Annotated in this window: 11 protein-coding genes; all 11 read left to right on the top strand. The window is 60.0% G+C overall.

What is annotated here, in order from left to right; all coding sequences use genetic code 11:
- Positions 1-4: 4 nt before the first annotated feature.
- The 11 genes from hisS (at position 5) to ASG35_RS24460 (ending at position 12,375) form a co-directional block, all read left to right on the top strand.
- A complete protein-coding gene (gene hisS, locus ASG35_RS24510; RefSeq protein ID WP_056363912.1) occupies positions 5-1,351 on the top strand; it encodes a histidine--tRNA ligase in 1,347 nt (448 codons plus the stop codon).
- Positions 1,352-1,451: 100 nt separating this feature from the next.
- Positions 1,452-2,081: a YfgM family protein gene (locus tag ASG35_RS24505; RefSeq protein ID WP_056363910.1), complete on the top strand. Its 630-nt coding sequence runs from the start codon at positions 1,452-1,454 to the stop codon at positions 2,079-2,081.
- 160 nt (positions 2,082-2,241) lie between these two features.
- Positions 2,242-3,381 carry an outer membrane protein assembly factor BamB gene (bamB, locus tag ASG35_RS24500; RefSeq protein WP_056364602.1) on the top strand — a complete coding sequence of 380 codons (1,140 nt, stop codon included), beginning with the start codon at positions 2,242-2,244 and terminating at the stop codon, positions 3,379-3,381.
- Between the two features lie 476 nt (positions 3,382-3,857).
- Complete coding sequence (gene der, locus ASG35_RS24495; protein ID WP_056364601.1) at positions 3,858-5,195, top strand: ribosome biogenesis GTPase Der; 1,338 nt, start codon at positions 3,858-3,860, stop codon at positions 5,193-5,195.
- Positions 5,196-5,356: 161 nt separating this feature from the next.
- The gene (hfq, locus tag ASG35_RS24490; RefSeq protein WP_031356421.1) at positions 5,357-5,593 is read left to right on the top strand and encodes an RNA chaperone Hfq; all 237 of its coding nucleotides are present in this window, start codon (positions 5,357-5,359) and stop codon (positions 5,591-5,593) included.
- A 29-nt stretch (positions 5,594-5,622) separates the two neighbouring features.
- Positions 5,623-6,903, top strand: coding sequence for a GTPase HflX (hflX, locus tag ASG35_RS24485; protein ID WP_056363908.1), 1,281 nt, complete (start codon positions 5,623-5,625; stop codon positions 6,901-6,903).
- Between the two features lie 47 nt (positions 6,904-6,950).
- On the top strand, positions 6,951-8,432 hold the full coding sequence (gene hflK / locus ASG35_RS24480) for an FtsH protease activity modulator HflK (RefSeq protein WP_056364600.1): 1,482 nt from the start codon (positions 6,951-6,953) through the stop codon (positions 8,430-8,432).
- Between the two features lie 11 nt (positions 8,433-8,443).
- Positions 8,444-9,358: a protease modulator HflC gene (gene hflC, locus ASG35_RS24475; RefSeq protein ID WP_056364599.1), complete on the top strand. Its 915-nt coding sequence runs from the start codon at positions 8,444-8,446 to the stop codon at positions 9,356-9,358.
- A gap of 41 nt (positions 9,359-9,399) precedes the next feature.
- Positions 9,400-9,591 carry a DUF2065 domain-containing protein gene (locus ASG35_RS24470; RefSeq protein ID WP_056363906.1) on the top strand — a complete coding sequence of 64 codons (192 nt, stop codon included), beginning with the start codon at positions 9,400-9,402 and terminating at the stop codon, positions 9,589-9,591.
- Between the two features lie 121 nt (positions 9,592-9,712).
- Positions 9,713-10,864, top strand: a complete 1,152-nt coding sequence (locus tag ASG35_RS24465; RefSeq protein ID WP_056363905.1) for an ATP phosphoribosyltransferase regulatory subunit — start codon at positions 9,713-9,715, stop codon at positions 10,862-10,864.
- 164 nt (positions 10,865-11,028) lie between these two features.
- Entirely contained in the window at positions 11,029-12,375 is a 1,347-nt protein-coding gene (locus tag ASG35_RS24460) for an adenylosuccinate synthase (RefSeq protein WP_056363903.1), read from the top strand.
- Positions 12,376-12,513 lie beyond the last annotated feature (138 nt).

Here is a 12,513-nt window from a genome sequence, read left to right as displayed (position 1 = left end):
ACAGATGACTGAAGTCAAGAAAAAGCTTGAAAAGCTAAGCGGCGTGAAGGGCATGAATGACATCCTGCCGGAACATGCCGCGTTGTACGAATTCTTCGAAAGTACCGTCAAGTCGATGCTGCGTGCCTACGGCTACCAGCAGATCCGCACGCCAATTCTCGAGCACACGCAACTGTTCACGCGCGGAATTGGCGAAGTGACGGACATTGTCGAGAAGGAAATGTATAGCTTCACCGACGCGCTCAACGGCGAGCAGTTGACGCTGCGCCCCGAGAACACGGCTGCGGTGGTGCGCGCGACGATTGAACACAATCTTCTGTACGACGGCCCGAAGCGCCTGTGGTACGTCGGTCCCATGTTCCGTCACGAGCGTCCGCAGCGCGGGCGTTACCGGCAGTTTCATCAGGTCGGTGTGGAAGCCCTGGGATTTGCGGGTCCGGATACCGATGCTGAAATCATCATGATGTGCCAGCGCCTGTGGGACGATCTTGGGCTGACCGGCATCCGTCTCGAACTCAATTCGCTCGGCCAGCCGGAAGAGCGAGCCGAGCACCGAAAGGAATTGATCGCGTATCTCGAGCAACATGTCGACGCACTCGATGAAGAAGCGAAACGCCGCCTCTACACGAACCCGTTGCGCGTGCTCGATACGAAAAATCCGGCCATGCAGGAAATCGCACAGAACGCGCCGAAGCTTGTCGACTTTCTCGGGCCGGAATCGCTTGCGCACTTTGAAGGCGTTCAGCGTTTGCTGAAGGCGAACAATGTGCCGTTCACGATCAATCCGCGTCTCGTTCGCGGTCTCGATTATTACAACCTCACCGTGTTCGAGTGGGTGACCGACAAGCTCGGTTCGCAAGGAACGGTTGCAGGCGGCGGTCGCTATGATCCGCTGATCGAACAGCTTGGCGGAAAAGCGGCGGCGGCGTGCGGCTGGGCAATGGGCGTTGAACGGATTCTGGAATTGCTGAAAGAAGAGAATCTCGTGCCGGCGCCGGAAGGCACGGACATCTACGTCGTGCATCAGGGCGAAGCGGCGGCGGAGCAGGCGTTCATTATCGCCGAGCGTTTGCGCGACACCGGTCTCGACGTCATCCTCCATTGCAGCCCGGACGGCGCAGCGGCAAGCTTCAAGTCGCAAATGAAAAAAGCCGATGCGAGCGGTGCGGCATTCGCGGTCATTCTCGGCGAAAACGAACTCGCGCAAGGCATGGTCGGCGTGAAACCATTGCGGACTTCATCGCTTGAGTCTACGGGTCAAAAGAACGAGCAGGCCACCGTGCCTGTGGAAGACTTGACCGAATTTCTAATCAATGCGATGGTGGCAACCGCCGACGACAGCGCCGACTGATTGTCCGGCTGTGTCGCGCGGAAACCCCCGTGTGACGGCCCGCAACAATGGCGCGCGGCATTGCACGCGAACACAAAAGTAGTCAAGGAATACGCTGGGCATGAGCTATCACGAAGAACAAGAGTCACTTGAAAATCTGAAGGCCTGGTGGGCCAAATGGGGCAACTCCACGACCTGGATCGTGCTCGCGGTGCTCGTGGTCGCGGCAGGCTGGAACGGCTGGAATTTCTGGCAACGCAGGCAAGCTGCCGAAGCCGCCGTACTCTACGATCAGGTCCAGCAGGCAGTGACGGCGGGTGACAAGCCTTTGATCACGCGCGTCTCGTCGGACATGGAAGACAAGTTCGGCGGCACCGCGTATGCGCAGATGACCGCGCTCGCCGCAGCCAAGTCCCTGTACATGAGCGGCGACAGCGAAGGTGCTAAAGCCCAGTTGCAGTGGGCAGTCGAACACGCCAAGGACGCTGAATACAAGCAGATCGCGAAATTGCGGCTGTCGCTGATTCTCCTCGACGAAAAAGCCTACGACGCCGGCCTGAAAGTTCTCGCCGACGAACCCATCGACGCGTTCAAGGGCGTCGTATCGGATCGTCGTGGTGATTTGCTGGCGGCACAAGGCAAGCGCGACGACGCCCGCGCGGCCTATAAACTGGCGCTTGGCTCGTTGCCGCAGTCTGACTCGTCGGCACGCCAGCTGATTCAATTCAAGCTCGATGCGCTTGGCGGCTAACGCTGCTCGTGCCGAAATGCACGGCGCGGCAGCACTGTGTTTATGCTCGCGCGGCGCTCGCTGAGTTAAAGTCGCGGGTTCTTGGCGGTTGGACCTGACAGTCCTGAGTTTCACCGCACACCGATCAACCGATTTCATTTTCTCCATGTTGCGTCCACCGATGAATTTTCTGAAACGCTACGCTCTGCCGCTCGCCTGCGCGATGTCGGTCATGCTCACGGCCTGTGCCACCAAGGACGAACGCCGGGCGCCGACTCCGCTTGTCGAGATCAAGCCCGTTCTGAACGTGGAGCAGGCATGGAAGGCGAGCGTCGGCAAGGCCGGGCGCTATCTGTTCTCGCCGGTTGCAATCGGCGACGCCGTGTACGCGGCAGGCGCGAACGGCACGGTCGCGAAGATCGATTCGAAAACCGGTCAGGACGTGTGGCGCATCAAGCTCAAGGACGATCTGTCGGCGGGCGTGGGCAGCGACGGCAACCTGACAGCGGTTGGCGGCTTGAAGGGCAATGTGTACGTGCTCGGACCCGACGGCAAGCAATTGTGGACGGCCACGGCGCCTGGCGAAATCATCTCGCCGCCGCTCGTGGGTAACGACCTCGTGGTTGTCCGGACTATCGACGGCAAGATCGTCGCGTTCAATTCGCAAACCGGCGAACAAAAGTGGATGTTCCAGGCGCGCGCCGTGCCGCTCAATTTGCGCGTGGCGGCCGGCATGACGTTCGCTGCGTCGCAGGCGATCCTGGCGGGTTTCCCGGGCGGCACATTCGCTGCCATCAACCTGCAAACGGGCGATGCTTACTGGCAGACGCCGGTATCGTTTCCTAAAGGTGTGACCGAAGTCGAGCGTATCAACGACGTAACCGGCGCACCGACGCTGGTTGGATCCGAAACCTGCGCGGTGACGTTCCAGGGTCGTATCGGCTGTTTCGATGCCAACTCCGGCCGGCCGCAATGGGAAAAGAACTTCTCGAGCGACAGCGGTCTTGCGCAGGACAACGAAGTCGTGGCCGCGGGCGATGACTGGTCGGTGGTCAATGCGTTCAGCGTGATCGACGGAACCCCGCTGTGGAAGAACGACAAGCTGAAAAACCGCATGGTCAGCGTGCCGTTTATCCTGGGCCGCGCCGTTGTGATCGGCGATTATCAAGGGTTTGTGCACTTCCTTTCCACGACCAACGGTGAATTTGTCGGTCGCGCGAAAACCGACGGCAGCGCGGTCACGGCTGCGCCGGTCCTGGCTGGCGACACGCTGGTGATTCAGACGCACGACGGCGGCCTTTACGGTTTCCGCCCGCGCTGAAGCTTTGGATTTGAGTTGACGAGCGCGCCGGTACTGCCGGCCGTTCGTGTTTCTCCGGACTTTATTGTTTTTTGAGTCCGCGCCGTGCGAATAGAATCGATTCATCAATGCTGCACGTGACGGATTTATCGTGCGGCAAATAAGCGCACAAGCAGTATCAACAACAGCAAGCGCAACATTCCGGCATCTGCATTTCAGCCATCGGAAGCGCAAATTCATGTTCTCGAGGGAGCGCGCCGCGCGTTCCAGGTGCGCCTTGAACGTGATGACTGCAAAGCGTAAGCGGGTCAGCAGAAGCCGATAGCAGGACCTTAAACAGCAAAATTGCTGCGTCTCGCGATTCGATCCGCTGGAACCATGCTAATTTTCGACACACCGCCGGACCGCGCATTTCGCGGTTCGCCGTTTCCGGAGTGACATCCGGCGCACGCCGGACCGGAATCATCCGTCTTGCGTTCAACCAAGAACACCATCTCATGAAACCCGTAATTGCCCTCGTGGGGCGCCCCAATGTGGGGAAATCGACGCTCTTCAACCGCCTGACGCGCTCGCGTGACGCGCTCGTCGCCGACTTGCCCGGTCTCACTCGCGACCGTCACTACGGCGAAGGCCGCGTGGGCGACCGCCCGTATTTGGTCGTCGATACCGGCGGTTTCGAGCCCGTCGCGAAAGACGGCATCCTGCATGAGATGGCTCGCCAGACGCGCCAGGCGGTGGAGGAGGCCGACGTCGTCGTCTTCATCACCGACGGACGCAACGGACTCGCGCCGCAAGACAAGGCGATTGCCGACTATCTGCGCAAGACGGGCCGGCCGCTGTTTCTGGTGGTGAACAAGGCCGAAGGCATGAAGTACAGCGCGGTGGCCGCCGATTTCTACGAACTCGGTCTTGGCGACCCGCGCGCGATTTCCGCGGCGCACGGCGACGGCGTGACAGAGATGATCGGCGATGCGCTCGAGATTGCCTATGCCGGGCAGCCGGAAGAAGATCCCGAGGAGAAGGCGGCCCGTGGCGTGAAGATCGCCATCGTGGGACGCCCGAATGTGGGCAAGTCGACGCTGATCAATGCCTTGGTGGGCGAAGAGCGCGTGATCGCGTTCGACATGCCCGGCACCACGCGCGATTCCATCTATGTTGATTTCGAGCGAAGTGGCCGCAAATACACGTTGATCGATACAGCGGGTTTGCGTCGTCGCGGCAAAGTGTTCGAAGCGATCGAAAAGTTTTCGGTGGTGAAGACGCTTCAGTCGATTTCAGACGCAAACGTGGTGATCCTGCTGCTCGATGCACAGCAGGACATTTCCGAGCAGGACGCGCATATCGCTGGATTCGTGGTGGAACAGGGGCGCGCGCTGGTGGTTGGCGTCAACAAGTGGGACGGACTCGACTCGCATGTGCGCGAGCGCACCAAGGCGGACCTGACGCGCAAGCTCAAGTTTTTGGACTTTGCTAAATTCCATTACGTGTCGGCGCTCGAAAAAACCGGTATTAGCCAGTTGATGAAATCCGTCGATGACGCTTACGCCGCAGCCATGGCAAAACTGCCGACGCCCAAGCTGACGCGTGCGTTGATCGATGCAGTGGAATTCCAGCAGCCGCGCCGTCGCGGCCCGATTCGTCCGAAGCTCCGTTACGCGCATCAGGGCGGGCAGAATCCCCCGATCATTGTCGTGCATGGAAACGCGCTCGACGCGATCACGGACACGTACAAACGTTACCTCGAAGGACGTTTCAGAGAAACTTTCGGGCTGGTTGGGACTCCATTGCGCATAGAGTTTCGTTCGAGTGCGAATCCTTACGCGGATAAGGGCTGATGCCGGCCTGAATCCCGCGTGCATCAAGCGTTTCGGCGGATTTGGACGGGCGCCGCTCGCTGGTGCGAAAATGAAAATCGGCTATAGTGTAGCGATTGACGGCGGATCTCTTTTTCTTCGTCGCAATCACGTTAACCTGCAAAAATAATACGGAGTTTGCTATGAGCAACAAAGGGCAATTGTTACAAGACCCGTTTTTGAACGCACTGCGAAAAGAGCATGTGCCAGTGTCGATCTACTTGGTCAACGGCATCAAGCTGCAAGGCAATATTGAATCGTTCGACCAGTACGTCGTGTTGCTCCGTAACACCGTGACCCAGATGGTCTACAAGCACGCCATTTCCACGGTCGTGCCAGCGCGTCCGGTGAATTTCCACCCGGATGCTGAAACGCCCTAAACCTCGCAGCGTCCGGTGTGACGGCATGAATGAACTTGCTAATTCACCGGTCGCTTCAAAATGAAAATATCAATTTGATCAACGCAGCGCTTGTCGGTGTCGACTTCGGAAAAATCGATTTCGATGCCAGTCTCGAAGAACTCAGTCTGCTCGCACAAAGTGCGGGCGCCCATCCCGCCGTCACCCTGACCGGTCGCCGTTCCAGCCCTGATGCCAAGATGTTCGTTGGCAGCGGCAAAGTCGAAGAGCTGCGCCTCGCGTGCGTTGCGAACGACGTGGAACTCGTCATCTTCAATCACGCTTTGGCACCCGCGCAGCAGCGGAACCTGGAAACGGCGCTCGAGCTCCGCGTGATCGACAGAACCAGTCTTATCCTCGATATTTTCGCGCAGCGTGCCCGTAGTCATGAAGGCAAGCTGCAGGTCGAACTTGCACAGCTTCAGTATCTGTCGACGCGATTGATTCGCGCGTGGACTCACCTCGAGCGGCAAAAGGGCGGTATCGGTTTGCGCGGACCGGGTGAAACGCAGCTCGAAACCGACCGTCGCCTGATTGGCGAGCGGATCAAGGCGCTGAAGGCGCGGCTCGCGAAGCTGCAGCGCCAGCATGGCACGCAGCGCCGGCAACGTGAGCGGAACCGGACCACGTCGGTGTCGCTCGTGGGTTATACAAATGCGGGCAAGTCCACGCTATTCAATGCGTTGACAAAGGCTCAGGCGTACGCGGCGGATCAACTGTTCGCCACGCTCGATACAACTTCCCGCCGGGTTTATCTCGGCGAGGAAGCGGGTCAGGCGGTGGTATCGGATACGGTCGGGTTCATTCGCGATCTGCCTCACCAACTCGTGGCGGCATTTCGCGCAACGCTCGAAGAGACGGTTCAGGCGGACTTGCTGTTGCATGTAGTCGATGCCTCGAGCATGGTCCGGCTCGACCAGATCGAAGAAGTGAACAAGGTGCTGAGCAGTATCGGCGCCGAGGGTGTTCCGCAGATTCTCGTATTCAACAAGATCGATGCAGTGCCTGAGCTCGCGGCCCGCAACGATCCGGTTGAAAGGGACGAGTATGGTAATATTTTGCGCGTCTTTTTAAGCGCGCGAACGGGTCAGGGACTCGACGCCCTGCGCGCGGCAATCGCCGAATTTGCGGCTTCCGAACCGAAAGATAACAACGAGTACACGGAACTTCCGGACGGCACAATCGTGCCGGAGTCCATGGATAGCACATCCGACGACGGAACCACGCTACCGGAAGACCACCGGTCAGCCGACGAAAGTGAAGACCGCAAGGTCCCCGAGCACGGGCACTGATCTGTTCCGATTTGCATTGACCCGGCTGTCTAATGGTGAATCACCGAGTGAACGACTACAACGAGCGGAGTACCCGGCAGCTTTCGCATGCCGTCTTTTCGATCAACGACCCGCGCTGGGGGCGGGGCGACGGCAATGGCGACACCAAAAGCCAGGACCCGAAGCGTCCGCAGGAACAAAAGCGTCCATCGAAGGACAAGGACGGCGAAGGACCGCCGGATCTCGACGAAATGTGGCGCGACTTCAACAAGAAGCTCGCGGGCCTGTTCGGCAAGAAGCCCGCAGGCGGCGGCCCGCGTCCGGACAATGGCCGCAGCGCCAAGATCGGGCTGGGCATTGTTGTCGGCGCGTTGATCGCGATCTATCTCGGTAGCGGCGTGTTTGTCGTGCAGGACGGAAATGTGGGCGTGGTATCGCGCTTTGGCAAGTACGAAGGCCAGGCCGATCAAGGCGTGCACTGGCGCCTGCCGTATCCGTTCGAGTCGCACGAGATCGTCAATACGTCGCAGATCCGCTCGGTCGATATCGGCCGTAACAACACGCTTACGCAAGCCAATGTTCGCGACGCATCGCTGCTGACGCACGACGCGGATATCGTCGACGTGCGCTTTGCCGTGCAGTATCAGATCAAGTCGGCGACCGACTATCTGTTCCGCAATCTCGATCCGGAGCAGAACGTGACGGAATCGGCTCAGGCCGCCATCCGCGAGATTGCCGGCACGCACAGCACGGACGAGCTGCTGTTCAAGGATCACGAAGCGTTGCGCGCCAAGCTGGTCGATCGGATTCAGGCATCGCTGGATTCGTACAAGACCGGGCTGCAGGTGACCGGCGTGACCATTCAAAGCGTGCAGGTTCCGGCGCAGGTTCAACCCGCGTTCGAAGAAGCGGCGAAGGTTCGCCAGGACAACGAGCGTGCGGTGGACACGGCCAAGGCTTACTCCGATCAGCTGCTTCCGCGCGCGAAAACCGACGCGGCGCGCATGATCGATGAAGCGAAGGGCTATAGCAACCGGGCCGTTTCTCAAGCGCAAGGCAATGCCGAGCGCTTCAAGCAGGTTTATGCAGAATATTCGAAGGCGCCGGCAGTGATTCGTCAACGCATGTATTTGGACACAATGCAGCAGATTTACTCGCGGGCGACGAAGGTTTTTGTCGACAGCAAGAGTTCTAACAACGTGGTGTATCTGCCGCTCGACAAGCTCGTCGATGCAAACCGCCAGCGCGCAAATGCAGCCGCGCCGGCAAGCGGTGCGCCGGAGGCTTCGTCTGCCGCAGCTGGAACCACGAACCAGCCGGTGGGCGCAGCGCCCGCGGCTGTCGGAACGTCGATCACGCAGGACGCGCGCAGCGAAAGCGCGCAGGCAGCGTCGGCGGTCGCGGCGCAAGCTGCTTCCGCAAGCACGGCAGCAAGCGCTGCGGCTGCTTTACCGGCGTCGGCATCGGCGTCGGCGAAATCGTCCGGTGGCGATCCATTGCGCTCGCGCGACGCGTTCCGTTCGCGTTCGCGTGAAGACGACACGCAATGAGGAGCGCGATCATGAATCGAATCGTTGCCCTCGTGGTTGCCGTGGTGGTCGTGCTGTTTATCGGCTCGTCCATGATGTTCGTGGTCGACGAACGCCACGCCGGCGTGATCACCGCGCATGGCGGCGGCGAACCCAGGCTCGTCACGCCCGGACTGCACTTCAAGCTGCCGCCGCCGTTCCAGACGCTTACGCTGATCGACACACGTACGCTCACCATCGACGAAGCCGGCACCGACCGCTTCAACACGTCGGACAAGAACGAGGTGATCGTGAATACGGTCATCAAGTATCGTGTCGCGGACCCGCTGAAGCTTTTTGTCAGCAACGAGAAGAACACGCAGACCGCGCAGGACCGTCTGGCGGCGCTTACGCGCACGGCGCTGACGTCATCGTTCACGAAGCGTCCGCTTGCCGACGTGCTCGGCGAGCAGCAGGCTATCGGGACGGAAGCGCAGAAATCGATCGAGGCGCCGGCAGCGGCGTTCGGCGTCGAACTTGTGGATGTGCAGCTGACGCGCATCGACTTTCCGGCTGCGGTGGCGGATTCGGTCTACAAGCGCATGATCGCGGCGCGCCAGCAAGCGGCGGCCGAAGAACGCGCGAAGGGCACGGCCGACGCCGACGCCATCAAGGCGAATGCGGATCGTCAGCAAGAAGCGATTCTCGCCGATGCCTACAAGGAAGCGCAGACCATCAAGGGCGAGGGCGATGGCCGCGCTGCATCGATTGCCGCTGATGCGTACGGCGTCGATCCGCAGTTCTACCAGTTCTATCAAAGCCTCGAAGCGTATAAAAAGACGTTCAATGCCGGCGATGTGATGGTCGTCGATCCGAGCAGCGATTTCTTCCGCTTCATGCGCAGCCCGAACGGTGCTGCGCCGAGCGCCCCCGATGCCACCACCCCGGCGCTCGCGCGCAAGCGCTGAGTTCCAAGCGCCGCGGTCCGAGCCGCGGCGTCATCTATTGACTGGATATGGCTGCATCGTTACTGCTCGCGATTGCGTTGATGCTGATTATCGAAGGGATGTTTCCGTTCGTCTTCCCTAATTCCTGGCGCGACACGTTCCGCCGGATCGCTCAACGGCCGCCGCATCAGATTCGGATCGGCGGCTTGATCGCGATGGCGCTCGGCGTGATTCTGCTGCTGATTGCAACCTGAATTACGTCGAAGCCAGCCACGGCGTAGCCACTCATAGATCAAAAGATTATCCTGACCGACCGGCGATGCCACGTTCACTTCGCATTGCCGCGCTCAAAAACGTTCCGTAGGAAACGCCCCGATGTCCACCTGGTTACTCCCCGAGAATATCGCCGATGTCTTGCCGTCGGAGGCGCGCAAGATTGAAGAATTGCGCCGCCGGCTGCTCGACCGTTTTCGTTCGTACGGCTACGAGCTCGTGATGCCGCCGATGCTCGAGTATCTCGAGTCCTTGCTGACAAGCGGCGGCAGCGACCTGAACCTGCGCACATTCAAGCTCGTCGATCAATTGTCCGGCCGCACGCTTGGCCTGCGCGCGGATATTACGCCGCAGGTTTCGCGTATCGATGCGCATTTGTTGAATCGTCAGGGCGTGACACGCCTTTGTTATGCAGGGAACGTGTTGCATACGCGTCCGCGCGGCTTGCATGCAACACGCGAACAGATCCAGATTGGCGCGGAAATCTACGGTCATGCGGGACTCGAAGCCGACCTGGAAATTCAGCAATTGATGCTCGATTCCCTGCGTCTGAGCGGCCTGAACAAGGTGCGCCTCGATTTGTGCCACGCCGGCGTTCTGGCCGCGTTGCTCGATCTCGAGCCGGCCGCTGCCGCGCTCGGCGAGTCGCTTTACGACGCGCTCGGCGCGAAAGACGTGCCGCGCCTGAACGAGCTCACGTCCAAACTTGGCGACGTTGCCCGGGACGCGTTGCGCGCGTTGCCATCGCTGTACGGCGATGCATCGGTGCTCGATGAAGCCCGCGCACGTCTGCCGAATCTGCCGGTCATTTCCCGGGCGCTCGATGACCTCGCGTTCCTCGCGGCCCAGGCCCACGGCGCTGAACTGATGATCGATCTCGCCGATCTTCGCGGTTACGCGTACCACAGCGGCGTGATGTTCTCGGCGTACGTTGACGGCGTGCCGAACGCGGTTGCACGAGGCGGCCGTTACGACGACGTTGGCCAGGCCTACGGCCGCGCGCGTCCGGCAACGGGTTTCTCGCTGGATTTACGCGAAGTCGCGCGCATTTCTCCCGTCGATGCCCGCGGCAGCGCGATCCTCGCACCTTGGAACCACGACGAACCGTTGAGTGCGGCTGTTGCGCAATTGCGTGATGCCGGCAAAGTGGTGATCCAGGCGTTGCCTGGACACGACCACGACCTCGACGAGTTCGCGTTCGATCGCGTGCTGGTCGAGCGCGACGGGACATGGGTCGTGGAGGCCCGTTCCTAGTGGTTTTGGGGCTTGCCGGAAGCGCTGTTGAAGGCAAACTCCAGACAAGACTTAGGTTTTATAAATCCGACTTTGAGTCGATATCCGTTCGCAAATACCGGGAAAAACTCGGAACCATCGGCGAACATAGGTAAAATGCTTTTTTAACCAGCTATCAAATTGACATGTCTGCCAGCGCAGTGAATGTGAACCCGGGGCGCAACGTCGTCGTGGTCGGCACCCAGTGGGGTGATGAAGGCAAGGGCAAGATCGTCGACTGGTTGACGGACCACGCCCAAGGCGTCGTGCGCTTCCAGGGCGGTCATAACGCCGGCCATACGCTGATCATCGGCGGCAAGAAAACAATCCTTCGCCTGATTCCGTCGGGCATCATGCGCGCCGGCACGGCTTGCTATATCGGCAATGGCGTGGTTTTGTCGCCCGAAGCGCTCTTCAAGGAAATCGGCGAACTGGAAACGGCAGGCATCGACGTCCAGAAGCGCCTGTTCATCTCCGAAGCCGCCAACCTGATTCTTCCGTATCACATTGCCATCGACCAGGCGCGCGAAGCACGTCGCGGCGCGGCGAAGATCGGCACGACGGGACGAGGTATCGGCCCGGCGTATGAAGACAAGGTCGGCCGTCGGGGCTTGCGCGTGCAGGATCTGTACGACCGCGAAGTGTTTGCAGAACGCCTGCGCGAAACGCTGGACTTCCATAACTTCGTGCTGACGGGTTATCTCGGCGCGGCAGCGGTGGACTATCAGGAAACGCTCGACACCATGTTTGGTTACGCCGAGCGCCTGGCGCCCATGGTGACGGACGTGTCACGGCGTCTGTACGACGAGAATCACGCCGGCCGCAACCTGCTGTTCGAAGGTGCGCAAGGCACATTGCTCGATATCGATCACGGCACGTATCCGTACGTGACCTCGAGCAATTGCGTGGCGGGTGCGGCGACATCGGGCGCAGGCGTGGGTCCGCAAAAGCTGAATTACATCCTCGGCATCACGAAGGCATATTGCACGCGTGTGGGCGCGGGTCCGTTCCCGAGCGAGTTGTATGACGCCGACAACGTGAATCGTCAGGAACAGATTGGCCTGACGCTTGCGACCGTCGGCAAGGAGTTCGGTTCGGTGACCGGCCGTCCGCGCCGCACTGGCTGGCTGGACGCCGCCGCGCTGCGCCGCTCCATCCAGATCAATGGTATCTCGGGTCTGTGCATGACCAAGCTCGACGTGCTCGATGGCCTGGACGAAGTAAAGCTGTGCGTGGGTTACAAGCTCGACGGCAAGAACGTCGACATCTTGCCGCGTGGCGCCTCGGAAGTGGCTCGTTGCGAGCCGGTGTACGAGACGTTTGGCGGTTGGAAGGAAAGCACTATCGGCATCACGCAATGGGACCAGTTGCCTGAAACCGCGCGCAAGTATTTGTCACGCGTGCAGGAAGTGGCGGGCGTTCCTATCGACATGGTGTCGACGGGTCCGGATCGCGACGAAACCATCCTGTTGCGTCATCCGTTCAAGGTTTGAGACCTTGAGCCTCTAGCAAAGACAAAGTGGCCGCGAATGTGAACTGCACCCCAAAAGTTGGACACCCGTCCAACAATTTGGGGTGTTTTTTATGGCGAAGCATAGCGAGCAATTAAAGCTCAAACTTGTCAGGCAGTA

Source organism: Burkholderia sp. Leaf177, assembly GCF_001424345.1.
Classification (GTDB): domain Bacteria; phylum Pseudomonadota; class Gammaproteobacteria; order Burkholderiales; family Burkholderiaceae; genus Caballeronia.
This window is presented reverse-complemented; position numbering and strand designations above follow the sequence as displayed.